Below are 26,294 nucleotides of genomic sequence, written 5' to 3' on the forward strand. Positions count from 1 at the left end.
TAGCTTCCCAATCATTTCTCCAGTCATGGTCCTGGTAGAGAAATCACATCACGATCTGAATTACACCGGCAATTTATGCTCCGCGTAATAATTCTCGGCAATGGAGCGGCATTTGGCAAAATATTCCCCAGCGACATCCTCATCTTCGATCAAATCGGCAAGAATATCGGAAACAAAATCAAGGCAGTATGACAATGGCCAATGAAAATGACGGTTGTTCTTCATGATCTCTCCGTAATGCTTGAGGTAATTCTCCAGGAATACCGCAAAGACAAAATGATCCAGCAAATTGTTTTCCAGCAAGTATTCCCTTAACCCCATTTCTTTCACAAAGCTGTCAAACTGCCAGAGCCCCTCTTGGCCACATCCGATGCCGCCGCGAACGGCTGCGAGCTCCAAAGTTTCAGGACACCAACCGTACATTTTAATCAGTTCCTCGATATCCTGATATTCTGACACTTCGTGATCCATGTCGTGCCATTTTATGTACTCAGTGTAATAGGGGAGGTTAGCGACTGATAGCTTGGACAGATAAAAGGCTGCACTTCGTCCAGCAGGATTTTCTTCATCGAGCCAAACAGGTTTTGAGGATTTAACAAGATGTATCAATGCTTTGTGATAACGGATTGCCAAGTCCTCCAAACGAAAATCAAGAATCGCCTTTTCCCAAAACGCCGGTTCGCTGATTTCCTCCCCGGCCACGATGATTTCAAGGGAATACATATCATTTTGCGTCTTCCCGATATAGGGGATAAAGTCATGAATAAGTTTTTCAATGGCATGCGAGTATGTATCGGGAGTAGCGGTTTCTTCTATGTTCAGTGTAACAGTATGCGAACGGTATTTTTCCTCAAAAGCGAAATTGAGCGAAATCAATGGGAACAACTCCTACTGGTAAGAATCGTACTAAGAAGTGGAGAGAGTTATCTGTAAAAAGGAAGACGAGCTTCAGTCGGATTGCATACTTTAGTAGCTTCATTAAGTATATTCCATTATATTGGTTTTGAGGAAGCGTTATGAGGTTCATGAATGGAAGAGGCGGTGGAGATAGTCATTTTGATTGCTAGGAAGCAAATTACGGTATGCCATCTCAATCGAAAACAGTGTGTCCGGTTGGGAATGAAAATGGGCTCAATTTCAATATTATCACCAAATTGATCAAAATGAGAGAATCATTGAACTGCTTACGAAAAAAGCAAAAATGGCAAGGAATGACGTGGATCAGAAGGACGAGGGACGAAAAATGATCGAAACCATTCAAAAAGCGCTCAAAAGAATAGAAGAAGAGCATCAGGTACGCATTTTATTTGCTGTGGAATCAGGGAGCAGGGCATGGGGGTTTCCGTCTCAAGACAGTGACTACGACGTGAGGTTTGTGTATATCAAACCCCTTGAGTGGTATCTGTCTATCGACGACAAAAGGGATGTCATCGAGGAGCCGATCAATGATGTACTTGATAGTAGCGGTTGGGATATCAGAAAGGCTTTAAAGCTGTTTCGAAAATCGAATCCGCCGCTCTTGGAATGGCTGAATTCCGATATTGTCTATCACGATGCGTACGGTTTTAAAGAGGAGATGCTGAATATTAGGCATCAAGTATTCTCTCCAAAGTCGTCCCTCCACCATTATCTCAGCATGGCCAAAGGCAATTATCGGGATTATTTGCAAGGCGAACAGGTCCGGATAAAGAAATACTTTTACGTGCTTCGCCCTCTGCTGGCATGCATGTGGATCGAGAAATACAACACGAATCCGCCCATATTGTTTCAGGAATTGCTCGATGATTTGCTCGATGATTCACAGATAAAACACATAATCGAGGAATTGCTGAAAAGAAAGATAGCGGGAGAGGAGCTGAATCTGGAAAAGCGGATCGATGAATTACATCTGTTCATCGAAGAGCAAATGACACATTATACGGATTACGCAGCTTTGCAAAGGAGCGTCATTGCCGATCCAACACAGCAGCTTGATGAACTCTATCGCAAATATTTGAAAATCGTATGGCAGTAGGGCCTGCTGAGTTATAATAAACTGATTGACTACATGATGGTGCACTTGAGGTGAAGATATGGATGCAGTTGTGTTTGATCTGGAGACTACATTTACATACGAAAAGGGGCAAACTCCCGAAATTATCGAGATTGGTGCAAGAAAAATAAACTTATCTGATCCTCAGTCGGCACAGATGCAAACATTTCAGTGCTATACACATCCAGAGATAAGAGGAAAGATCGGCCTGAGAACAAGAAAGTTCATAGGGATGAAAGAAGCGGATTTGCAGCGAGTAGTACCGTTTCAGCAAGGCATTCGGCAGTTCATCGATTGGCTCGGTGATGACTATTATTTATGTTCTTGGGGAGGGGATGACAGACTACTATTCGTTGAGCATTGCGCGAGATACGGAATAAGCCTGAACTGGTTGAAAAATTATAATGATATTCAACCGGCGATCAGCCATTACTTGAGCGGTCGTACACAAATGAAGCTGAAGGACGCTGTCCTGCAATCGGGGCTGGAGGTTCAGGGAAGGCTTCACTCCGCTGTTACAGACTCGATCAACACGGCAAATTTGTTAATGAAGCATCGCGCTCACGTGCAGCTTGAGAGGAATGCGCCGGAGGAGAACTATTCGATGTCGTGTGCTCTTTACTGGAAATGCAGAAGATGTTCAAAAGAATAGTACTACACCGCTTTTTCCGGGTCGAAACGCTTTTGTCTGGAATGTGCAGCGAGCAAGCAGGAAGTGCAAAGCACTTCGCTGGTTAGGGAATAAACGTGAAGACGAGGGCCCCCATTATCCATAAGTTTTCATTCATCTAATCAACTGAAACCAGCTAGAACTCAAACGAAGAAAAGGATTGCTGACAGTTTCACAGCTGTATATCGCATAATAAAAGTACAGAAAATCGCAGCGTAAAAATGCAGAGCTAGCCTGCGTTTTACAAGGCGGAAAAATAAATAGGCACTTGCCAACATCACTCTATTAAGTCTACCTTGGTCTTTGTCCAGAAGAACCAGGGAGATGTGAGAGGAATGTTGAAAGTGCCACAGCAACAGTATATCAAATTTTTGTACGAGAATGAGGATTATTCAATCTCGGAGATTGCGAGAGCCATGGGAGTCAATTGGAGGACAGCCAAGAAATACGCCACAAAGGACGATTGGAATGAACCCGTTTGTCGGCGCAAGAGACGATATCCCGTTCTCGGTCCGTATCTTGACATCATTGATACTTGGTTAACGGAGGAGCAGGCGTTGCCCCGCAAACAGCGTTATACCGCGAAGCGAATCTTTGATCGTCTGCGTGATGAATACAGGTTTGAGGGCGGACGACGCACTGTTGAAGAATATGTAGCCAAACGCCGAAAAGAACTCAAGCTGGAACGTGCCGAAAGCTATGAACGACTCGAACACCCCGGCGGCGAGGCACAGGTTGATTTTGGTACAGCCTATGTTGGGCAACCAGGTCAACTCGTGGAGCGCAAAGTGCTGATTATGTCCTTCCCGTTTAGCAATGCGGCCTTCGCCTTTCCGGTTCGAAAGGAGAACACAGAGTGTTTTCTGGAGGCAATGAAGCGCATCTTTGAACGGATGGGAGGCGTTCCGAGGAAAATCTGGTTCGACAACTTGTCGGCGGCGGTGGTCTCGATTGGCCGTGATGGAAAGCGGTCATGCACCGATCAGTTCCTGCGGTTTGCTACCCACTACCGGTTCGACCCAGAATTCTGTAATCCCTATCGTGGTCACGAAAAGGGGCATGTGGAGAACAAGGTGGGGTACAGTCGGCGTAATTGGCTCGTACCACCACCGATTTGCGAAACGGATGCTGACCTTGAGACATACTTGGCCCAGGCAGCAGAGGCAGACATGGATCGTCCACACTATGCCAAGAAAGAGCGTATCGTCGACTTGTGGGAGCAAGAACGGAAGAAGCTTTTGGCTATGCCAACCGTTGCGTTTGAGGTTTTCAGGCTTGAACCGGCCCGCTTGAACAAATATAGGGAACTCCGGTTTGAAACAACCACATATCCACTACCGCAGTGCCGTGCGCTAGATCCCGTATTGCTCAAGGTGAAATGGGACGAGATCGAGGTTTTGTCGGGCGACGGAGAGTACCGACACCTGGGGACGTTGCCTCGCCCGTACACGGAAAAGGCAATCCCGATTGAGTGGACAGATGTGTTTGAGGGTTACCTGAGAAAGCCAAGGATGGTGATGTACTCCGATCTGGCGAGGTTCATGCCTGCTTCCGTCCGCAGATTCGTGCAAGTGGAGGATATCGATCTGAGGAAATCTCGTGTGGCTCTGATTCGTCGATTGTTAGATACACACCAGATGTCCGACATGGGTGCTGCACTCGATACACTGGCTGGGCATTTCGATCCTGACACAGTCCTTGAGCATGCGCTATATGCGATGAAACATCCTGAGTTTCACCCTAAGCCGTTTGCGGAGGCTCATACACCGATGGAGATTCACGGGCACACACCGGACCTCAGGCAATATGACGCCATTCTGGGGGTGAGCAGAGCATGAAACACGAATTGGTTACTGCATGCAAGAACCTCCACTTGGGGTATGTGATGGAAGCGTACGAGGCGATTGCGTTCAATGACCGCTCGCAATACCTGCTTGAAGTCCTCCAAGTGGAACTGCGGGGCCGAGAGATATCCAGGATTCGCAGACTCATGAAGAAAGCCCGGTTTCCACAGATGAAGACACTAGAGGATTATGATTTCGGAGCAGTCACCTTCCCAGCGCATTGCAGTCGTGAGCTCCTAACGGATCTGGCATTTCTCGAGCGGAAAGAGAACGTGATGATGCTGGGCAAAGTGGGAACAGGCAAGACCCACCTGGCAACGGCACTAGGCGTGGAGGCTTGCCGACGAGGGTACGAGGTACGATTCTTTCGGGTGCATGACCTTGTGGCCGCGTTACAGGACAAGTACCAATCCGGGACGCTTAGCCGTTTTCAGCGGGAGTTGCAGAAGGCTGAGTTACTCATCCTCGACGAAATGGGGTTTGTGCCCTTTCACAAAGACGGAGCTGAACTACTGTTTAACGTCATCTCCGAATGCTATGAGCAAAGGAGTGTGATTGTCACCTCTAACCTTGAGTTTGGCCAGTGGAACACGGTGTTTGGAGATGCCAGACTGACAGCAGCGCTCGTGGACCGACTCGTTCACCACGCACACGTCCTGGCTTTCACCGGCGAGAGCTACCGGCTACGAAATGCGCTATCCGGAGTGAGATCGTCATAATCTTCAGCGTTGGCCGTGCCTATGCACAAATCCGCAGCGATTCTCTGTATTTTTGACTTGCGAAAAACACACAGCAATCCTTTGTCAATTTGTTTTAACCGATTTCTAAGCTGATCCTTCCCCAAAAAGGAGCCATTCATTCAACGAAGGAATCCCAAAGGATCCTTGGTTGTCGAGATACGACGCACAGCAAACATTCCTTGCCGCTCCCCAGCCAGACCCGGATACGTGGATAACGCCATTTCATAACCAGCCTTTTTTAACATGGGAAACATGTAAGGGCGATGATAGCCGTATGGATAGGCGAGGATCCGTACAGGTTTGTTCAGGTGCTGCTCCAGCATTCGCTTTGACTCGATAAACTCATTCCGTACCTCTTCCGCCTTCAATTTCAACAGATTGGGGTGGCTAATCGTGTGCGACTGAAAATCTATCAAACCGCTTTCCTGCATTTCCTTAATCTCATCCCATGACAAAAAATTCGGTTTCCCGATGGAGGAAGTGACGAGGAACACGGTAGCTTTTATTTGATATTTTTTCAAAATGGGAAAAGCAGTGGTGTAATTGTCTTTATAACCATCGTCAAATGTTAACAAAATAGGCTTGGAGACCGTCTTTTTCTTGTCTTTCCACATTTCGAGCAATTCTGATGCCGTAATTGGCTGATAGCCCATTTGCAAGATTGTTTTTACTTGTTCCTCAAAAGTAACGGGGTCGACACAATACATGTTGTCTTTATTATCCACGATGGAATGGTATTCCAAAATGGGGGTGGAAGCAGAATCCGTTTCCGCAGGAGCAGGTGAAAAAGCACATGCAAATTGAAGAGCGACTAATGAGACAATGAGGAGCCATTTCTTTTTCATCATATTTTTTCCTTTGTTTCTATCAATTTTTATGCTGATCCTTAGTCGTACCTCTCGTCTTCCTCTCTTGTTTCCCCTTCGACGATCAATTCCAACTCAGTCTCAAAATTTAAGACGAGTTCGCCAGGCAATCGTTTCAAAATCTGTTCCATCTCGGGGAGTCGAACAGCTTCGTCAAGCGACTTGGGCGCCTCTTCCAGGCCTGCGAACCAGTCCCGAATCTCATCTATCAAAGCGTAGAAGGAGGCCTCAAATTGATTTGCATCTTCCTCTGCGTCATCCTCCTGACTTTTCTTTAACCGGTCCCAGTTTTCCAGCATCACGCCGAGTGCCCTTTCAATCGTCGTATCCATTTGTTCAACTCCTTTCACTTTAATTTCCAGCTATTATTGTACCATCGCTTATGGCTGCTGGAAACTTATTTGCCAGCCCCATCTTACTTTTTCTACAGTGGAAGTAAGAGGTGATGCTTGTCTATGTACGCACGCAGTTTTTGCGGAACTGTTTACGGGATCAACGGCATGCTGGTCGCTGTTGAAACCGATATAGCTAATGGTTTGCCCCAGTTTGATCTGGTCGGCTTAGGGGGATCAGCTGTAAAAGAATCGCGCGATCGCGTCAGGGCAGCGCTTCGCAACTCCGGCTTCGAGTACCCGATGCAGCGAATTACAGTCAACCTTGCTCCCGCTGATCTGAGAAAGGAAGGCTCCGGATTTGATTTGTCTATCGCAATGGGAATCCTGCTGGCGTCCAAACAGATTCCACAGAGAAGAGAAGCAATTTTGCTGCTGGGGGAGCTGGCATTGGACGGCTCATTGCGGCCGGTCAGCGGTGTTTTGCCCATTTTGCTGCAGGCACAGGCGGAAGGCTTTACACATGTGATCCTGCCTGAGCAAAATGCCGCCGAGGCGAAATTGGCCGAATTGACCGTTCTGCCGGCTGCGAGTTTAAGCGCTGCTGTAAAGTATTGGTCAACGACCCTCGAAGCGCCGGAGGGAGTTGAAGAGAGGTCAGATGACAACTCTGCCCGGCAGTCTTTACCCGACTTCTCCTCGGTTTACGGTCAAACTTTTGTAAAGAGGGGACTTGAAGTGGCTGCCGCCGGCTTTCACAATGTGATGCTCATGGGCCCTCCAGGCTCCGGAAAGACAATGCTGGCAACATGCTTGCCGTCCATCATGCCAAAAATGAATCTGGATGAATCGTATGATGTTACAAAAATTTACAGTATCGCCGGGCAATTGACGGATAAAAGAGGACTCATCCAGGAGCGGCCATTTCGCTCTCCGCATCACACAGTGACGACGGCAGCGCTTGTCGGCGGAGGAGGCCATAGCCCGAGACCGGGGGAATGCAGTCTGGCTCATGGCGGCATCTTGTTTCTCGATGAAATGCCCGAGTTTTCACGGCACGTATTGGAAGCGCTTCGGCAACCGTTGGAAGCGGGAGTTGTGACTATCGCCAGATCGCGGCACGTTTTTACGTTTCCAGCAAGGTTTTTGCTGATATCGTCGTTAAATCCTTGTCCGTGCGGCTTCTACGGCTCAAAAGACCAGCGTGAATGCACGTGCACACCGCAGCAAATTTACAGATATCGCGCCAAGCTCTCCGGCCCTTTGCTCGATCGTATCGATCTTCACCTAGAAGTGCCAAGAGTCCCGATACAGTTGCTGAACGAAAGGAACGCAGCTGAAAGCTCCGCTGAAATTCGCCTTCGAGTAGAAGCAGCCAGAGCGATCCAGAGCAAGAGGTTTGCGAATCGCCCTGCAGCACCGTTCAATAGCGCAATGAATGGAGAAGAACTGCGTCGTTACTGCAAACTGGACAAGGAGGGACAGGAGCTGCTCCAGATGGCTTTCGACACGCTGGGGCTGAGCGCCCGAGCCTACGACAGGATCGTAAAACTGGCCCGGACAATAGCGGATTTGGCGGGAGCGGTAGATATTGGGTCCGCGCACGTGGCGGAAGCAATCCGCTACAGGGCGCTAGATCGCAATATCGCTGTTTGAACGAGAGTTTTGCGGATGGGAAAGCATCATTGATTTCTCCTGCTACATAAAAATAACCCTCTTCAGATGAAGAGGGTCGAGGGAAAGAAACGGACTGCAAACTCGTACAAAAAGCTGCATTCTCGTCCGGCCCCAATATTTACTGGCCGATGATAATGCGTTCCTTTGGATAGTGATACGTAATAATGCGATCGTCTTTTTTGAGGAACAGCAACAGGTTGATGATCCCGATCCGGCCGATGACCATCATGACAATCAATATCATTTTTCCGGCACCGCTCAGCTCGGGGGTGATTCCCATAGACAGTCCTGTCGTTCCAAAGGCGGAACACACCTCAAACAGAACCTGCGGAAGCGGGAGCTGCTCAATCCACATCAGCGACACAACCGCTGCGATGACAAGTATGACGGCAACGAAGAAGACGATGAACGAACGAATGATGTCTTCTTCGACCAGTTCCCGGCGGAAGACCTTTACGTCTTTATGGCCTCTCATATATGCGACCACTGTAGCGACGAGAACAAAGAAGGTGGTCGTCCGAATCCCGCCCCCTACACTGCTTGGAGAAGCCCCGATAAACATCAGGCCAGCCAGGACTACTATCGTAGGGGTGGAAAGGAGGCTGCTATCCATTGTGGATAGCCCGGCACTTCTCGTTGTCACCGACTGAAACAAGGAGTAAAACAGTGATTCATGCCAGCTCTTTCCTTGCAAGAAGAAGTCCTTTTCAAACAGGAAAAAGAACAATGTCCCAACAACAATCAAAGAAAAAAAAGTAACAGTCGTAATTTTTGTAAATAGAGAAAAGGCAAATCGTTGCCCTACTCGTCGATGGGCAAAGTAGTTTCTCAGCTCGATCAGAACGGGAAAGCCAACAGCACCACAGATGATCAGGCCCATTGTGATGGATTGCAGGATATAGTCGTGGGAAAAGTCCTGCAGGGAGTTTCCGTAGATGTCAAAACCTGCATTGGTAAAAGCGCTGACGGCGGCAAAAAATCCGTAGTAGTAAGCCTCGTACCAATCTTGGTGATAGCCTGCGATCAGGAAATAGCTGCCGAGCAAAATGGTCCCTACAAGCTCGATTACTACGGCGAGTACGATGATGTTGCGCATCAATTCAACCAGGCCGGCCAAGGTTGGGCGATTGTGGTCGGTTGCGATCCACTTGCGGTACTCCAAGCCAATTCGTTGCCCCAGCATCATCCAAAAAAAGGTTCCCAATGTCATAATCCCGATTCCGCCAACTTGAAAGAGCAGCGTAAGCAGAATAATCCCCTTTTGATTAAAGACCTCATGAATCGTAATTACGTTCAGTCCGGTTACGCTAATGGCGCTGGCTGCAGTAAACATGGCATCGATGAAGGAGAGCCTCACACCTGGAAGGTGGAAAAACGGCAGCCATAGCAAAATAGAAGCTACCAGCACACTGCATAAGTACAAAAATACGATGATTTGAACGGAACTAAATCTTTTTTTGTTATAGGTGAGTGTCAAAAAAAACTGCCTCCTGACCATGATTCATACCGGTAATCATACCGGAATCACAGACAACTTGCAAAGCTAAACAGATTGGCTGATCTCCTCAAAAATACTGCGGCGTTTGGTGACATAAAGCAGAACCAATGCTCCCAGTCCAAACAAGAAGAGAGCCAGGGCGTCGATCTGCAGAATTCCCGTGTTGCCGACAGAGATGAGTTGGCGCAGTCCCTCCACTGCATAGGTCATCGGCAAAAACGGCTGGATAAAGGAAAAGAGGCCAGGCTCCAGTTCGACCGGATAGGACCCGCTGCTAGAGGTGAGCTGCAGCATTAATACGAGAACAGCAGCAAATCTTCCCACATCATTGCCGAGTACAGACAACAGCATAAACAAAATGGCAGTAAAGCACAGTCCGATCAGAATAGCAAAACCGTAAAGCAGGAGAGGGGGGAGCTCCGTATGGACACCCAGTCCGGCATGCAGGATGAACACCGAAATGATCGCCTGCAGGATGCTGACCGAAGCCAAAGCAAAATATTTGTTTGTGATATAAGAAAGCGGTCGTTTCGGCATCGCATATACCTTCTTGATATCGATCACAAAGAACAATACCAATGAGCCTACCCAGAGCGAGAGCGCGAGGAAGTATGGAGCAAAGCCGGTGCCGTTATTCGGCACGGGATGCAGATTTTGCTCAACAGCGACGACTGGGTCGGCAATAACCTGAACTCGCTGATCGGCCTTCCCGTCCTGCTTGGCCATGCCTGCTGCTTCTTGGAGCTTTTGGGTCAGCTCATGCTGCCCGCGGGAGATTTCTCCCAGACCGCTGCTTAGTTTGTCGGCTCCATCCATGAGTCTGGAATTCCCCTCCTGCAAACGGGAGAAGCCTTGGCCAAAGGTCTGTAAACCATTTACCAGGGCCGTACTGCCCTCCTGCAGCTTGTGGATATTTTCAGACAAGCTTCGCAGTTGCTCTGGCAGTGAAGCGAGGGCGGCATCGTTTCTCAGTTTGCTCGTAAGGCCGTTTATGCCGCTATGAATACGGTTCAGCGCCGCCTGTAATTGATCGGTTTGTTTTTGAATACTCTGGTCAGCCTCATTCAGTCTGGAATGGGCACTAGCCATATCGGCTCTAAGCTGGTCGACCGAATTCTTAGCCTGCTCCATATCATCCCGTACGGTTTGTCGGTAGCGTGAGGCATTTTCCAGCGCATTCAAGGCCCTTTTTCCCGCTTCAGAATTCTTCAGCTCGGGATGCGAATCGAATAAGCTGACAAGAGAATGATTGAGTTCGTCCATAGCTGCCTGCTGCTTATCCAGTGCTGTATTGACTGGAGCCAGTGCATCATCGCGCAATTTGGCTGCAGATTGAGCGCTGGTATTGATAGAGTCAGCGACAGCTGCTATCGCCTGGCGACCGTTGCGCAGCTCGCGGATTGACGCTTGTGCTCCTTCAGAAATCACATCCAAATCACTTGACAGTTTTTCAGATGACGAGACAAGGGACTGCAAGCGCTCCGCTGTTTTTCCGATTGCGGCAGATGACAGTCCGGCCACTGTGTCCAACCGTATGATTCCGTTTTCCAGTTGATTGGCACCTGTCGACAAATCAGCAAGTCCAGAGGACAATTTTGCCATCCCTGAATGAGTTTCCTTTAATCCGGCTGCCAACGCATTTGCCCCGTTTAGGGCCTGGTCGGTTCCAGCGGCAAGTGCAGCCGATCCATCAGCCGCTTTTTGGAGGCCTTCTCCGCCTTCCATCAAGTTGTCAAATACCACTTGAAGATATCGTGTGGTCAGCTCATGCTGGAGCTGTTTTTCTACAGTTTCTGCGATGGTTCTGGAAATTTTTGCTCCCAGCATGTTTGCACCTTCGTTAATGCGGTACTGAAGCTGAGTCTGTTCTGGAGCAGAAGTACCTGCACTATACGCTTTTGCAGTAAAATCCTCAGGGATCACCAACAAGATAAAATAGTCAAGCTTGTTGATCCCTTCCTCACCTTCGGCCAAGGAAACTTCCTGCCAATTGGTTTTCTCATCGGCAATCAGTTTATTCGTCAAATCTTGTCCGAGGGTAACCTTTTTGGCGCCTTGGACCATCCCTTGATCCAGATTGACGACGGCCAAGGGAAGCTTGTTGACAAGCTCGGTCGGATTCCAAAAAGCCCAGAGATAGAGAAAACTGTACAACAAGGGCAGAATCATCAAGCCAAGTACGGACCTTCTCAGTAGGTGTGAGGACCACATCTCTTTAATGTCCTGTAAAGCAAGCCGAATTCCATTCATGTCCAAATCCTCCGCATCAATTCCTTCGCAATTACAAATACAATACGAATAATGTATCACCAAAACAGGTGAGGGAAAACCAAAAAAGAGTGCCCCTCTTCATGAAGGATACTCTTTTTTTGAATGTCAGGGCTTGAGCCGATCTGATTCGGCATCGGATTGACTTCCGATGGATTCATCTTCCGACAGAATCTCGTTAAGCTCGCCGGTGTCTCCCTTGGCGTTGATGACCTCGACCAATTGCTGCAAGCCATCTGCGTCATCCGCGTAATCATGCCGCTTTGTCCAAAAAGGCTCTTTCATCTTTGGCCTCCTGTCGTTTCCATTTCCAATAGAATGCACCGTGTCCTCTGATAATATGAGGAGATGCTCCGGGCATACTGTAGAAAAACACTGTAGCAGGAGGATTGCATGTCCAAGAACAAAAACATCGATTTGCATAAGCAGAGCAGCAAGGGCAAGGCGGCCGAAGTGGCTCCGCAGACCGAGCCCACATCCAGGGAGCACCAGCAAAACAAACGTTAATAAACGAAGGATTAGGCACCGCAACATGTGAAACGTGAACGAGTGAAGCGACAGTATGTAAAACAGCGACATGTGAAACTTGGAGTGACATCATAACGTATTAGTAGAAAGACGACTTAGTTTAAACAAGCGGGAGGGTGCGAGGATGATCGTTACAACAACGAGTACATTGCAAGGGAAAGAAATCGAGGAGTATCTCGATATAGTCAGTGGGGAAATTATTTTAGGCGCCAATGTTGTCCGTGACTTCTTGGCAGGGATTACGGATATTATTGGCGGCCGAAGCGGGGCATATGAAAGCAAGCTTGCAGAAGGAAGAGAGATGGCACTGCGTGAAATGAAAGACAGGGCACGTGCTCTCGGCGCGAATGCTGTCATCGGTGTCGATCTCGACTTCGAAACCCTCAGAGAAGGCATGATGATGGTAATCGCCACCGGAACAGCGGTCAGAGTCAGATAAGCCTTACTCTCAGTGCAGGAATCGACGCATCATAAACGCCAGCAGTAACCCCCAAAAAGAAGAGGAAGCCGGACAGCAGGAAGGTCCGGCTTCTTTTTTGCTTTACTCTGCACATTGAATCGGACTATGCTAATGAATAGAAGGAATATTTGGACAGAATGGACCAAAAACTGAAAAAGAGAATTGAGGAGTGATCCGTATGACAGTACAAGAGACAATGGCGGCATTAGCAGACAAAATAAACGCGAATCCGGCCGGTTTGGAAGGACTGCGGGCAGTCTTCCATTTTCAGCTCAAGGACAGCGGTCTTTTCCAGATAACCTTTAGCGAGAACGCCGTAAGTGTGGTCGAAGGTGGTCCGGACGAAGCCGCTTGCATATTGGAGATGTCTGATTCAAATTTCATCAAGCTGGTCCGGGGGGAATTAAATCCAACGATGGCCTTCATGATGGGAAAGCTAAAAGTGAAGGGTGATTTGGGGTTGTCTCTCAAGCTGCAGTCGATCCTGCAAAAGTATCAATAACCTCAAAAAAATAGGCAATCAAACACCTTGAAAACGGGAAAACATCCAAGTCAAATTTCTGGAAAACCGGATTCATTTCCGCAATTGACAGAAAAATACTGGTCAATCGCTGAAGGGCTGATATAGAATAAGACAAATGAACCAGGAGCCAAAAGAGGGAATTATGCGCCATACGTGTACATTTTTAGCGATCATCAAGGAAACGGATGAAAAAAGCGTTCACTTTGACTTTTATCACGTCACGAAACGACCGCCGACATCCAGAGAGCTGCTGAAGAATGCTGTCACACTGCCTCGCCATTACTTCGATTATCTCTTGTACAACGGGGTACTGGAAGTGGAGAGCAGCGTCCTTTATCAACCGCTGGAAGCCCAGCCGGCAGCCATCGGGATGAACATTCGTTCTCTGGGAAGCTCCGTTTTATTTGACATGTGTTTCTCGCCGCAAACCTACAAGCTCTGGCAAAATGCAGATATGATTCTAACCGATATTTCACTGCCGGCCGATATTTTTGAGGAGTACGTATACCGCTTGGGCGCGATAAGCCGTTTTCGCTATTTGGGACGGGTGGATGACCCTGTCGTTGCTACACAGCTCGGCGAAAATGACATGATTGAGTTTAAGCGGGATTTTCTCCTTTCCAAAAGCGGCATTATTAAAACGGTAGTAGCCTTTGCCAATTCCAATAACGGCAATCTGTTTTTGGGCATATCCGATGAGGGGGAAATCATCGGAGTAAACCATGAAGTGGAACAATATGGGGACCCAGACAAGTACGTTCTGGCCATTACACAGTACATCCAGGACAAGACGGTTCCGTTTTTGACTCCGTTTCCCAAGATTACAGTAAGAAAAGTGCAGGACAAATATGTGGTCGCCATTTTCGTGGAAGTGGGCTCAGAATTGGTATGCGGCTTGGATAAGAACAACGAAAAATTCGTAGCCATCCGAACGAACAATCGCTCTGTCGCAGTCAAAGATCCACACCAGATTGGGGAAATCTACGTGAAGCGTAAATTGGGCAGCGAAATCAGCCGTCGATTGGGGCTTCTGTGAGTGTGTTGACAGAAAAGCGAACACGATGGGGAGGTACCTGCATGAAGGGGAATTTGCGTACGTATCTGTTCCCGGTACTAATGGCCGGGTTACTCTTGGCTGGGTGCGCAGAAAACACGAATGGACAACCAGCTGACATGAAAAAACAGATGGATAACGAACTTGGGTCGGTTGAAAAGGTTACCGTACTGTCTACGGATGGTGTAGAAGTTCCGCTGGAATTGCAAAAGTTTCTCAAGGAATTGCCCGAGCAGGGAGGAGACCTGCACAAGTCTGATCAAGTACTGACCCGCGATGAAATCAGATATACCCTTGTTTTGTACCGGTCAAAGCAGGCTCCGTTGGTTGTCGAAGTGGGAGAGCAGGCCAGTCAATATGGAGAAAATACATACCGGGGACAGGGTGCCGTGAAGCTGTACCAATGGATTTACCGTCAGGCTGGAGTCGGCTTGCTGTCGGGCACATACAAGAATGCAGTGCTTTCTGCTGTCGATCTGAACCAAACAATGTCCTTGGATAATGGACAGACAGAAATGGTCCAGCAGACGTTTTTAGCGGCAGAACCACTCATAGAGAAGGAAAAACGGCAGTATCCGCTACATCCGTACTATCAACTGAGGGTAGACTCCGGGGAGAGAATGCTGGACGCGACTTTGCTTACACCAACGATGATTGCCATTCCGTTCGGACGGGAGACCCAATATTACCGGATTCAAGGTTCGCTGTTTTCCAAGCTGACCCAATGGATGCCTCCCCGGAAAACGACCGATGATTCTTTTCAGCAGCTTTATCAAGCCACTTCGATACGCTTGATCGCCACTGGGGACGAGAAAGTGCCAGCGTTGGAAAAAAAGCCGACAGAGACTACAGTTGAGCAAGGAATGGCTCATCAATGTATCCGCCTGTTAAAAAACAGCGTCGCCCTGACAAAAGTACCTCAAAATGTAGGGAAAGAAAGGTTTCAGTTAACGTTTTTGGTAGGAGAGAAAAATCATACCATACATTTTTTTGACGACTATTTCCGTTACGAAGGGAAATGGTACTCCCAAAACAAGCTTGATGAAGAAATGATCCGGCTCCTCGGAGCAAAAAAGTAAGAGCCGAATTTCATGAAGTTCACCTCATATGGTCAGGATAAAAGAGAAGAAACCGATCATGACACTACCACTTTTGCGAATTTTGTCGTAGAATAGTCATGTTGCACTGATAGTGGCAGTTTTTATCATGCGCAAAAAGCGTTTGGCACGGTTGGACTGCCGATCTTTATCTGCCATAGGAGGATGGAGAATGAACATTCATGAGTATCAAGGCAAACAGATACTTAAGCAGTACGGTGTAAAAGTTCCTGAGGGAAAAGTTGCTTTCACTGTCGATGAAGCGGTTGAAGCGGCAAAAGAGCTGGGCACAGCGGTTGTTGTGGTGAAAGCGCAAATCCATGCAGGTGGCCGTGGTAAGGCTGGCGGCGTGAAAGTTGCGAAAAACCTCGACGAGGTTCGTACATACGCCCAAGAGATCCTCGGCAAAGTTCTGGTGACTCACCAAACCGGTCCAGAAGGAAAAGAAGTAAAACGCCTCTTGATCGAACAAGGCTGCGACATCAAGAAAGAATACTACGTGGGTGTGGTAGTTGACCGTGCAACGGGTCGTGTCGTTATGATGGCATCCGAAGAGGGCGGTACTGAAATCGAAGAGGTTGCAGAGCGCTCCCCTGAGAAAATCATCAAAGAAGTAATCGATCCGGTAACTGGTCTGACTGCTTTCCAAGCACGCAAACTGGCTTATGCCATCAACATTCCAAATGAACTCGTTAACAAGGCTGTCAAGTTCATGATGAGCTTGTATCAAGCATTTGTTGACAAAGATTGCTCCATCGCTGAAATCAACCCGCTTGTTGTTACCGGCGACGGCGAAGTTATGGCACTGGATGCCAAGCTGAACTTCGACAGCAACGCTCTGTTCCGCCACCCTGACATCCAAGAGCTGCGCGATCTGGACGAAGAAGATGAGAAAGAAATCGAAGCTTCCAAATACGACTTGTCCTACATCGCACTCGATGGAAACATCGGCTGCATGGTAAATGGTGCGGGTCTTGCCATGGCAACCATGGATATCGTGAAATTCTACGGTGGCGACCCTGCCAACTTCCTCGATGTAGGCGGCGGCGCAACGGAAGAAAAAGTAACGGAAGCATTCAAGATCATCTTGAAAGACCCGAAAGTAAAAGGGATCTTCGTCAACATTTTTGGCGGTATCATGAAGTGCGATGTCATCGCAAATGGTGTCGTGGCCGCTGCCAAACAAGTGAAACTGGATCGTCCGTTGGTTGTGCGTCTGGAAGGTACCAACGTCGATTTGGGTAAAAAGATTCTTAACGAATCCGGTCTGAACATCGTGGCTGCCGAGTCCATGGCAGATGGCGCTGAAAAGATCGTAGCGTTGGTAAAATAACAAACATTCCCTGACGTACAGGTTCGAAAGGCCATATTTTCGAGCGGTATCTACACGTGATGAAAAAGGTGGGAAATATACGCGATGAGTATTCTTGTTAATAAAGACACGAAAGTCATTACCGTAAATATTACTGGTGCAACGGGTCGTTTCCATGCACAAGGTGCAGTCGAGTACGGAACAAAAATGGTCGGCGGCGTAAACCCTGGCAAAGGCGGCATGGAAGTCGATGGCATTCCTGTATTCAACACTGTGCAAGAAGCAGTGGAAAAGACAGGCGCGACCGTTTCTGTGATTTACGTTCCGGCTGCTTTCGCTGCTGACTCCATCATGGAGTCTGTAGATGCAGGTCTTGATCTGGTAATCTGCATCACCGAAGGCATCCCTGTTCTGGACATGGTGAAAGTAAAACGCTATATGGAAGGCAAAAAGACAAAACTGATCGGACCAAACTGCCCTGGCGTTATCACTCCGGGCGAGTGCAAGATCGGTATCATGCCAGGCTACATCCATAAGCCAGGTAAAGTGGGTATCGTTTCCCGTTCTGGTACCTTGACTTATGAAGCGGTCCACCAAACCTCTACCCGCGGCATCGGTCAATCTACCGCTGTAGGTATCGGTGGAGACCCTGTAAAAGGCATGGAGTTCATTGACGTTCTGGAAATGTTCAATGAAGATCCGGATACCGAAGCAGTAATCATGATCGGTGAAATCGGTGGTACAGCCGAAGAGGAAGCAGCAGAATGGATCAAAGCCAACATGAAAAAACCGGTTATCGGTTTCATTGGAGGTCAAACAGCGCCTCCAGGAAAGCGCATGGGCCACGCTGGTGCGATCATTTCCGGCGGTAAAGGAACAGCTGCTGAAAAAATTGCCAAACTGGAAGAGTGCGGTGTTCGCGTAGCGAAAACCCCTGCAGTAATTGGCGAAACGCTGGTTGAAGTACTGAAAGAACGCGGACTTCTCGAAAAAGTAATGAGCAACTAAGCAGGATTCCTGCTTTAGCCATAGAAAGGACAGGCCTTGTGCCTGCCCTCAGCCTGTAGACAAAGTTCCGTAAGGAACAGGGTCTGCAGGCTTTTTTGTTGAATATAGAACATGTTACGTTTTCAAAAGTTATTTTTTAGAGGTGGCATTATGCTTAATAAGCAAGAGGCCGAAGGGCGTTATCAGATATCTGCATTCTCGCTAGATGAGTTGGTGCCAGAAGATCATCTCGTAAGAAAAATTGAAAATGCAATCGACTTTTCGTTCATCTATGACTTGGTGGAAAGCCTTTACTGTCATGACAATGGCAGACCCAGTGTTGACCCTGTAGTCTTAGTTAAAATTGCTTTCATCCAATATATTTTTGGAATTCGTTCCATGCGACAAACGATTAAAGAGATCGAAACCAATGTTGCCTATCGGTGGTTTATTGGCTATGATTTCAGTCAGCCCATTCCCCATTTCACGACCCTAGGCAAGAACTATGTTCGCCGTTTTCGGGATACTCAACTCTTCGAGTCGATCTTCCTTCGAATATTGGAGGAGGCGGTTCATCATGGATTCGTGAAGCCTGATGTGCTTTTCATTGATGCTACGCATGTAAAAGCCAGTGCGAATAAGCATAAATACGTGAAAGAAATCGTTGAAGAACAAGCGAAGAAATATCAAGAGCTGCTGGACGAAGAAATCAATCAGGATCGTATTGCACATGGAAAGAAGCCCCTTGAAAAAAAGACAGAAACTTCGAAGAAGGAGGTGAAAGTCAGCACAACTGACCCGGATTGCGGATTGTTTGTAAAAGGGGAAAAGGAACGTGTATTTGCTTATAGTTTTCATACAGCATGTGATCGAAATGGATTTGTGCTTGGTGCCAAGGTAACGCCAGGCAATGTGCATGACAGTCAGGTTTTTGAGGATGTTTTGAATCAAGTGCGAAAGACGTTTGCACAGCCTCAAGCTGTGGCAGTGGACTCGGGATACAAGACGCCTTACATCAGTAAAACACTCCTTGATGACCAGATTCGCCCCGTTATGCCCTACACAAGACCACGCACCAAAGAAGGTTTTTTTAAAAAGCACGAATATGTGTATGATGAATATTTCGACTGCTACATCTGCCCGAACGAGCAAATCTTAACATATGAGACAACAAACAAGGATGGGTACCGTATCTATCGATCAAATTCTCAAGTTTGCCGAAGTTGTCCGTTCTTGAAACAATGCACGGAAAGTAAAGACTACACAAAGAGAGTGAGTCGCCACATCTGGGCTGATTACCTCGAAGAGGTAGACCACCTCCGGCATACCGAGGAAAACAAACAAATCTATAGCAAACGGAAAGAAACGATTGAACGTGTATTCGCTGATATGAAGGAAAAGCATGGCATGCGTTGGACGACCTTACGAGGACTGGAGAAGGTCACGATGCAGGCGATGCTTGTTTTCGCTGCCATGAACTTGAAAAAAATGGCGACCTGGCTATGGAAATCAGGTCGCCAAAAGGTGAACGATCAAAACACCTTCGGTATTTTCATCAAATTATTAAACAAACTCCCTCTGCTGTTCGTTCAGCGAGGGAGTTTGTCTGCAACCTGAGGACAGGCCTTGTGCCTGCCCTTTCTTTTTTGGTGCGCCCAGCATGGGCGATAGCTATAGGGTGAAAGTCCCGAACGGGGGTTGGCTGTACCAACCGTTAGCTCAAGGCAAGGGTGTCGACCGCGAGGTCGAATCTGAAGGAAGCCGGCGGCAAAATCCCGACCTGAGGTACACGAACCCAATTTGAGGCTGTTGTATCCGGGCGAGTCTGCCAAACAAGACAAAGCCCCATACAGCCAAGGGATACAGTAGTAAACTTGGGCAGGTACATGGGATGAAAGTTATCGTTCTTACCTGGGGAGGTCTGCATGAAACGCCTTCAACTGTTGGTAACCGTCTCCGTAAGGAGACGCTGAACATGCAGAAGTCAGCAGAGGCCATAGTACCCGAGTAGAGGACGCTTGAATGGGGAAGGGCCGAACATCAAGTCAGCATGCGATCCATGTCTTTTGATACGGTACGTCGAAGCAGAATTCTGTCAAGGAACTACTTTTGAAGAGCAGGGGTGAAGCCCCGAGGGTACAAAAGAGGGCTGAGTATCGTACAGCAAGCACGGAGTCCGCATGTGCGAAGGAAGGAACATCATTATGGATTTGCTGGAAAAAGTCTTATCACGGGAAAACTTACGGATGGCACTCCAACGAGTGGAGGAAAACAAAGGTGTCGGTGGAGTCGATGGTGTTTCAACCGAACAACTACGCGATTATCTACGTGAACACTGGCAAGCCATCCGCGAGAAGATGGAAAGGGGAACCTATAGACCTTCACCTGTTCGCAGAGTCGAAATCCCGAAACCTGACGGTGGTGTAAGGTTATTAGGCATTCCCACCGTGGTAGACCGCTTTATTCAGCAGGCCATCCTCCAAGTGTTAACGCCGATCTTCGACCCCACCTTCTCGGAATCTAGCTATGGGTTCCGTCCAAAACGTAGCGCTCACATGGCAGTAAGGAAAGCGCAAGCGTATATCTCCGAAGGATATCGTTTCGTGGTGGACATCGATCTAGAGAAATTCTTTGATCGCGTAAATCATGATATTCTAATGAGCCGTGTGGCTCGAAAAGTTCAGGACAAGAGAATTTTAAGACTGATTCGTTCCTACTTGAATGCGGGGATCATGATAAATGGCGTCTGTACAACATCAAGTGAAGGAACACCGCAAGGTGGGCCGTTAAGCCCACTTTTGGCAAATATCCTACTTGATGATTTGGACAAGGAACTCGAAAAGAGAGGCCACCGTTTCTGCCGCTACGCAGACGATTGTAATATCTACGTGAAAACAAAACGGGCAGGGGAACGAGTAAAGAAGAGTATTCAAAACCACTTGGAGAAGGTACTAAGGCTAAAAGTAAATGAGGAGAAAAGCGCGATAGACCGACCATGGAAACGAAAATTCTTGGGCTTTAGTTTTACCTTTGCAAAACAGACAAGGATTCGCATCCACCCCAAATCCCTCCTCAAGCTAAAAGAGAAAATCCGCACGATCACGAATCCGGTGTGGAGCATCTCGATGGAGAAGCGGATTGAAAGAATAAATCAGTACCTCATGGGCTGGATTGGATATTTCGCCCTTGCAGACGCGAAGGGCATTCTACAATCCATTGAGGAATGGACAAGGCGCAGGCTCCGTCTTTGTTTGTGGATGCAGTGGAAACGCGTGAGAACCAGATATCGAGAACTTCGTTCTCTTGGCATATCTCACGTAAAAGCCATTGAAATTGCAAATACCCGCAAGGGTGCATGGCGTACCACAAAATCTCCGCATATACACAAAGCCCTCGGCATTGCCTACTGGCAACAACAAGGGCTGAAAAGCTTAGTGCAACGATATTCTCAAATTCGTCAAGCTTGGTGAACCGCCGTATACCGAACGGTACGTACGGTGGTGTGAGAGGACGGGGGTTAGTCGCCCCCTCCTACTCGATTGTCCCGGGTCCAATGTTGTCAAATCAGCTCATGTTTTGTTATAAAAGCTCCGACAAACGTCGACTACTAGAAAAAAACGCATATCCAGGTTTTCTAGAGTGACTCTCTGTCTCTTTGTAAAATTAATGAAAAAGGGGCTCAAGGGAGAGTGGAGAAGGGATGACACCTGTCGGAAACGAAGAAGAGATTGCCTGGTATTGCGGGCTTGTGGGCATTCCGGGGCTGGGAAGAAAAAGGCTTCGAGAGTTATATGAGAAGCATGGGTCATTTACGGCAGTGGGCAAAGGGTGGCGTCAGGTTGCGGCAGAAGCCGGATTCCCCGTCAAGCTGATCGGAGCGGGAGTAGAACGGCTGAGCGGAGTGCATTCAGAAAGACGTCTGACTTTTTTAAGACAAAACGGTATCGGTGTGATCGGATGCTGGGAAGAGGTGTTTCCTCCTCTGCTGCGAAACATTTCCGATCCCCCGCTTGCACTCTTTTACAAAGGAAATATCGAATTGATCGTCGGGCCTGCGATTGGCATTGTCGGGTCCAGAAAGCCAACGCCCTACGGCCGGGCCGCTTGCGCACAACTGGTCAAGGAGCTTTGTGGCGAAGGTCTGGTTATCGTCTCCGGTCTTGCTCACGGGATTGATGCAGAGGCGCATCGGACTGCCCTGCGGATGAAAGGAGCGACAATCGGCGTATTGGGATGCGGCATCGACGTCGTTTACCCTGCCGCCCACCGTCCCTTGTTCCGAGAGGTTGAATCCGCAGGCCTGCTTGTCTCCGAGTATCCGCCGGGTGTGCCGCCGGTACCTGGCCTGTTTCCCGAGCGCAACCGGATTATCAGCGGTTTAAGTGTAGGGACAGTGGTCGTTGAGGCGGCGGAGAGGAGCGGGTCGTTGGTTACAGCGGATTGTGCGCTCGAGCAGGGGCGAGAGGTTTTTGCTGTGCCCGGACCCATATTTTCTGAGGTAAGCGCTGGGCCGAATAACTTGGTGAAACAAGGTGCAAAGCTAGTAACAGGCATTGAAGATGTTCTCGATGAGCTGCCACCTTATTGGAAAGCGGTCATTGCGAGCAAGAAAAAGGGTTCGGGTGCTTTCGCGGACGAGAAAGTCGCACTGGATGACGAGGAACAACGGCTTTTTCAGCATATCCGCCACGAACCGATCCATATGGATGAAGTAGGCCGACGTCTTTCCGGGGCTGATCAGGCCTGCTTGTTTCGGACATTACTAAAGCTGGAAAGTAAAAATGTGATTGCCAGCCTACCGGGAGGATATTATGTGAGACGATAGTCACTTTCTCCCGGAATCGCTGGAATCCTCCCGAAGCCTTCATGCTTCAAGTGTTTGACAAATCGGATAAGCATATTTAATAATAGGGGAGATTCCTTACAGAAAGGGGAGGAAAAAGATGGCTGACACGCTAGTGATTGTCGAATCCCCGGCGAAAGCAAAAACAATTGGAAAATATTTGGGAAGCAAATATATAGTGAAAGCGTCCATGGGCCATGTACGCGACCTCCCAAAAAGCCAAATGGGCGTTGATGTTAATCAGCAGTTTCAACCGAAATACATAACCATTCGCGGCAAAGGCGACGTTTTGAAAACCTTGAAGGACGCTGCGAAAAAAGTGAAAAAAGTCTATCTCGCAGCCGACCCGGACCGCGAAGGGGAGGCCATCGCCTGGCACCTGGCTCAATATCTTGGCCTTGATATGAACCAGCCTCTGCGGGTTGTTTTCAATGAAATCACGAAAGACGCCATCAAGGAGGCTTTCAAGCATCCTCGCCATATCAATATGGACCTGGTGAATGCCCAGCAGGCGAGACGAATTCTGGACCGTCTCGTCGGCTACAATATCAGCCCGATACTTTGGAAAAAGATCCGCAAAGGATTGAGCGCAGGGCGGGTTCAAACTGTCACTGTCAAGATGATTGTGGATCGGGAAAGAGAAATTCAACAGTTTATTCCCGAAGAGTATTGGACGATCAGCAGCATGTTAATCAGCAAAGGAAAAGTTTTTGAAGCCAAATTTTACGGGATTGGCGACGAAAAAACAGAGTTGAAGTCCGAAGCCGACGTCAAACAGGTGATCGAGCAGATCGGCAATCATCCTTACCTGGTGAAAAAGGTGACCAAGCGGGAAAGAAAGCGAAATCCGGCTCCGCCTTTTATTACCAGCTCGCTTCAGCAGGAAGCGGCTCGGAAGCTGAATTTCCGAACAGCCAAAACGATGAGGATTGCCCAAGAGCTATACGAAGGGATTGACCTGGGCAACAAAGAGGGAGCGGTAGGTCTAATTACCTACATGCGTACGGATTCCACGCGAATTTCCGTGACTGCTCAAAATGAAGCAAAAGAGTACATCCTGGAGAATTTCGGTGCAGACTACATATTGACGGAACAGAGAACACAAGCGAAAAACGAGAACGCTCAGGATGCTCACGAAGCGATTCGCCCGACTTCCGTGCTGCGGACGCCCGACCAGTTGAAAGAGGTCCTCAGTCGGGATCAGCTCCGCTTGTACCGCTTGATCTGGGAGCGCTTCCTGGCGAGCCAGATGGCTTCCGCCGTTTTGGATACGATGAGTGTGGATATTGATGTAAACGGGGTGACCTTCCGCGCCACCGGCTCCAAGGTAAAATTCCCCGGATTCATGAAGGTATATATAGAAGGAAGCGACGACAATAAAGAGGAAGAATCATTCCTGCCTCCAATTGAAGAAGGAGAATCCCTTGAATTGAAGGAGATCGAGCCCACCCAGCACTTCACCCAGCCTCCTCCGCGCTATTCGGAAGCAAGGCTGATCAAGACGCTGGAGGAGCAAGGAATCGGACGTCCTTCCACTTATGCTCCAACACTCGAAACCATTCAAAAGCGTGGCTACGTTGCCTTAGAGGAGAAACGCTTTCTGCCGACAGAACTCGGAGAGCTCGTCGTTACCATGATCGAGGAGTTCTTTCCGGAGATTGTCGATGTTGAATTTACGGCAAATATGGAATCGGATCTGGACGGAGTCGAAGAAGGTATTGCAGATTGGGTAAAGGTGCTGGACCAGTTTTATCAAGACTTTGCAAAACGGTTGTCAGTCGCTGAAGAACAGATGGAAGAAGTCGAGATCAAAGATGAAGAATCAGACGAGTTCTGTGAGCTGTGCGGAAGCGTCATGGTTTACAAGCTCGGACGTTTCGGGAAGTTTCTCGCTTGCTCCGGGTTCCCGGACTGCAGGAATACCAAGCCGATTGTCAAAGAAATCGGCGTAAAGTGCCCAAACTGTGAAACCGGATCGATTATCGAACGTAAATCCAAGAAGAACCGTATTTTCTATGGATGCAACCGATATCCAGACTGTGATTTCGTCTCTTGGGATAAACCGATTGCACGTCCTTGCCCGAAATGCAGCAGCCTGCTGGTCGAAAAGAAACGCAAGAAGCAGGGCGTCAGCGTGGTGTGCACCAATTGCGATTACCAGGAAGAAGCAGATTCCTAAGCGGATTCCTGAGAACGTATGGAGGATAACAGCATGACAAAACAACCGTATGTAACTGTGGTCGGCGCCGGGCTTGCAGGAAGTGAAGCAGCCTGGCAGATCGCCGAATCGGGTGTACACGTCAAACTGTACGAAATGCGCCCGACAAAGCAGACGCCGGCCCATCATACCGATAAATTTGCCGAACTCGTTTGCAGCAACTCTTTGCGTGCCAACTCGCTGACCAATGCAGTAGGTGTGTTAAAGGAAGAAATGCGCCGATTCGAATCTGTCATCATTGGCGCTGCGGATAAATGTGCCGTACCTGCTGGCGGGGCGCTGGCAGTCGATCGGCATGAATTTGCCCAGTATGTGACCGACGCTGTGCGGAACCATCCGCTGATTGAAGTAATGACAGAAGAAGTTTCAGAGATCCCGGACGGTATCGTCGTAATTGCGACGGGACCGCTTACCTCGCCCGCTTTGTCTGAAAGGCTCAAGTCTTTGACAGGAGAGGAGTACCTGTACTTTTACGATGCAGCTGCTCCCATTATTGAGAAAGATTCCATCGACATGGAGAAGGTCTTTGTGGCTTCGCGCTATGACAAAGGCGAAGCCGCGTACCTCAACTGCCCGATGTCGGAGGAGGAATTCAACCGCTTCTACGATGCCCTGATCGAAGCCGAGGCTGTTCCGCTCAAGGATTTTGAGAAGGAAATTTTCTTTGAGGGCTGCATGCCGATCGAGGTTATGGCAAAAAGAGGCCGTCAAACGATGCTGTTTGGCCCGTTAAAGCCTGTCGGACTGATCGATCCGCGCACCGGAAAACAGCCGTATGCGGTAGTGCAGCTTCGTCAGGACAACAGTGCGGCAACCCTTTACAACATCGTCGGATTCCAGACGCATCTGAAATGGCCGGAACAAAAACGCGTCTTTTCGATGATTCCAGGTCTAGAGAACTGCGAGATCATCCGCTACGGCGTCATGCATCGGAATACGTTTATCAATTCCCCTAAGCTGTTGAAGCCGACCTATCAGTACAAGGACCGGGATACACTGTTTTTTGCGGGACAGATGACTGGTGTGGAAGGTTACGTAGAATCGGCCGCGTCGGGCTTGCTTGCTGGACTGAATGCTGCCAGACTGGCAAAAGGCGAGGAATTGCTCGTACTGCCTCCGGAAACGATCATGGGCAGCATGGCACGCTACATCACGACAACCGATCCAAACAATTTCCAACCGATGAATGCCAACTTTGGGCTGGTGCCGGAACTCGAGAAGCGCATTCGCAATAAACGGGAGAAAAACGAAAAGCTCGCTGAGCGGGCGCTAGACACAATTCAGAATTTTACACAAAAACGACACAAATTAGGTTGATATCAGATTTTTGGCTATGTTACTATAT

22 protein-coding genes are annotated in these 26,294 nt (G+C 48.5%); 16 read left to right on the forward strand and 6 right to left on the reverse strand.

Annotation, left to right across the window (positions count from 1 at the left end):
* Window positions 1-60: 60 nt before the first annotated feature.
* Window positions 61-876: a hypothetical protein gene (locus V5G20_RS12045; RefSeq protein ID WP_003386014.1), complete on the reverse strand. Its 816-nt coding sequence runs from the start codon at window positions 874-876 to the stop codon at window positions 61-63.
* A gap of 367 nt (window positions 877-1,243) precedes the next feature.
* Between V5G20_RS12045 and V5G20_RS12050 the strand changes: the two genes are divergently transcribed.
* The 4 genes from V5G20_RS12050 to istB all read left to right on the forward strand — a co-directional run bounded on the left by V5G20_RS12050 (window position 1,244) and on the right by istB (window position 5,265).
* Window positions 1,244-2,014, forward strand: a complete 771-nt coding sequence (locus V5G20_RS12050; RefSeq protein ID WP_003386013.1) for a nucleotidyltransferase domain-containing protein — start codon at window positions 1,244-1,246, stop codon at window positions 2,012-2,014.
* A gap of 58 nt (window positions 2,015-2,072) precedes the next feature.
* Entirely contained in the window at window positions 2,073-2,684 is a 612-nt protein-coding gene (locus V5G20_RS12055) for a 3'-5' exonuclease (protein ID WP_338463426.1), read from the forward strand.
* Between the two features lie 353 nt (window positions 2,685-3,037).
* Entirely contained in the window at window positions 3,038-4,540 is a 1,503-nt protein-coding gene (istA, locus tag V5G20_RS12060) for an IS21 family transposase (protein ID WP_122906950.1), read from the forward strand.
* Window positions 4,537-5,265, forward strand: coding sequence for an IS21-like element helper ATPase IstB (istB, locus tag V5G20_RS12065; protein ID WP_122906949.1), 729 nt, complete (start codon window positions 4,537-4,539; stop codon window positions 5,263-5,265). The genes istA and istB overlap by 4 nt, the downstream gene beginning before the upstream one ends.
* 140 nt (window positions 5,266-5,405) lie before the next feature.
* Here the strand turns inward: istB and V5G20_RS12070 are convergent, their stop codons facing one another.
* Together V5G20_RS12070 and V5G20_RS12075 are read right to left on the reverse strand one after the other, a co-directional pair.
* Window positions 5,406-6,131 (reverse strand): polysaccharide deacetylase family protein, encoded by a 726-nt coding sequence (locus V5G20_RS12070; RefSeq protein WP_327970465.1) that lies wholly within the window; start codon window positions 6,129-6,131, stop codon window positions 5,406-5,408.
* Between the two features lie 41 nt (window positions 6,132-6,172).
* Window positions 6,173-6,484: a hypothetical protein gene (locus V5G20_RS12075; RefSeq protein ID WP_003386010.1), complete on the reverse strand. Its 312-nt coding sequence runs from the start codon at window positions 6,482-6,484 to the stop codon at window positions 6,173-6,175.
* Window positions 6,485-6,607: 123 nt separating this feature from the next.
* Here V5G20_RS12075 and V5G20_RS12080 point away from each other — a divergent pair, with 123 nt between their 5' ends.
* Window positions 6,608-8,140: a YifB family Mg chelatase-like AAA ATPase gene (locus V5G20_RS12080; protein ID WP_338463427.1), complete on the forward strand. Its 1,533-nt coding sequence runs from the start codon at window positions 6,608-6,610 to the stop codon at window positions 8,138-8,140.
* Window positions 8,141-8,279: 139 nt separating this feature from the next.
* Here V5G20_RS12080 and V5G20_RS12085 read toward each other — a convergent pair whose 3' ends face one another.
* From V5G20_RS12085 to V5G20_RS12095, 3 genes are all read right to left on the reverse strand, one after another.
* Window positions 8,280-9,659, reverse strand: a complete 1,380-nt coding sequence (locus tag V5G20_RS12085) for a TrkH family potassium uptake protein (RefSeq protein ID WP_422387995.1) — start codon at window positions 9,657-9,659, stop codon at window positions 8,280-8,282.
* A gap of 45 nt (window positions 9,660-9,704) precedes the next feature.
* Window positions 9,705-11,909, reverse strand: coding sequence for a YhgE/Pip domain-containing protein (locus tag V5G20_RS12090; protein WP_122958711.1), 2,205 nt, complete (start codon window positions 11,907-11,909; stop codon window positions 9,705-9,707).
* Window positions 11,910-12,035: 126 nt separating this feature from the next.
* The gene (locus V5G20_RS12095; protein WP_170208357.1) at window positions 12,036-12,212 is read right to left on the reverse strand and encodes a hypothetical protein; all 177 of its coding nucleotides are present in this window, start codon (window positions 12,210-12,212) and stop codon (window positions 12,036-12,038) included.
* Between the two features lie 367 nt (window positions 12,213-12,579).
* On the opposite strand from V5G20_RS12095, the gene V5G20_RS12100 reads away from it, so the two are divergent.
* The 11 genes from V5G20_RS12100 (at window position 12,580) to trmFO (ending at window position 26,266) form a co-directional block, all read left to right on the forward strand.
* Entirely contained in the window at window positions 12,580-12,894 is a 315-nt protein-coding gene (locus V5G20_RS12100) for a YbjQ family protein (protein ID WP_003385915.1), read from the forward strand.
* Window positions 12,895-13,093: 199 nt separating this feature from the next.
* A complete protein-coding gene (locus tag V5G20_RS12105) occupies window positions 13,094-13,417 on the forward strand; it encodes an SCP2 sterol-binding domain-containing protein (RefSeq protein ID WP_003385914.1) in 324 nt (107 codons plus the stop codon).
* A gap of 163 nt (window positions 13,418-13,580) precedes the next feature.
* Complete coding sequence (locus V5G20_RS12110) at window positions 13,581-14,474, forward strand: helix-turn-helix domain-containing protein (protein WP_024983000.1); 894 nt, start codon at window positions 13,581-13,583, stop codon at window positions 14,472-14,474.
* 41 nt (window positions 14,475-14,515) lie between these two features.
* Complete coding sequence (locus tag V5G20_RS12115; protein WP_024983001.1) at window positions 14,516-15,571, forward strand: hypothetical protein; 1,056 nt, start codon at window positions 14,516-14,518, stop codon at window positions 15,569-15,571.
* Between the two features lie 190 nt (window positions 15,572-15,761).
* A complete protein-coding gene (sucC, locus tag V5G20_RS12120; RefSeq protein WP_003385911.1) occupies window positions 15,762-16,922 on the forward strand; it encodes an ADP-forming succinate--CoA ligase subunit beta in 1,161 nt (386 codons plus the stop codon).
* Between the two features lie 84 nt (window positions 16,923-17,006).
* Window positions 17,007-17,909, forward strand: a complete 903-nt coding sequence (sucD, locus tag V5G20_RS12125; protein WP_003385910.1) for a succinate--CoA ligase subunit alpha — start codon at window positions 17,007-17,009, stop codon at window positions 17,907-17,909.
* Window positions 17,910-18,059: 150 nt separating this feature from the next.
* Window positions 18,060-19,505 (forward strand): IS1182 family transposase, encoded by a 1,446-nt coding sequence (locus V5G20_RS12130; RefSeq protein WP_024985259.1) that lies wholly within the window; start codon window positions 18,060-18,062, stop codon window positions 19,503-19,505.
* 587 nt (window positions 19,506-20,092) lie between these two features.
* A complete protein-coding gene (gene ltrA / locus V5G20_RS12135; protein WP_024985202.1) occupies window positions 20,093-21,358 on the forward strand; it encodes a group II intron reverse transcriptase/maturase in 1,266 nt (421 codons plus the stop codon).
* Between the two features lie 230 nt (window positions 21,359-21,588).
* Window positions 21,589-22,713 carry a DNA-processing protein DprA gene (gene dprA / locus V5G20_RS12140; protein WP_122957625.1) on the forward strand — a complete coding sequence of 375 codons (1,125 nt, stop codon included), beginning with the start codon at window positions 21,589-21,591 and terminating at the stop codon, window positions 22,711-22,713.
* A gap of 118 nt (window positions 22,714-22,831) precedes the next feature.
* Window positions 22,832-24,910 (forward strand): type I DNA topoisomerase, encoded by a 2,079-nt coding sequence (gene topA, locus V5G20_RS12145; RefSeq protein ID WP_003385908.1) that lies wholly within the window; start codon window positions 22,832-22,834, stop codon window positions 24,908-24,910.
* 33 nt (window positions 24,911-24,943) lie between these two features.
* Entirely contained in the window at window positions 24,944-26,266 is a 1,323-nt protein-coding gene (gene trmFO, locus V5G20_RS12150) for an FADH(2)-oxidizing methylenetetrahydrofolate--tRNA-(uracil(54)-C(5))-methyltransferase TrmFO (RefSeq protein ID WP_003385907.1), read from the forward strand.
* Window positions 26,267-26,294 lie beyond the last annotated feature (28 nt).

The sequence above is a fragment of the Brevibacillus borstelensis genome (assembly GCF_036700025.1).
GTDB lineage: Bacteria > Bacillota > Bacilli > Brevibacillales > Brevibacillaceae > Brevibacillus > Brevibacillus borstelensis.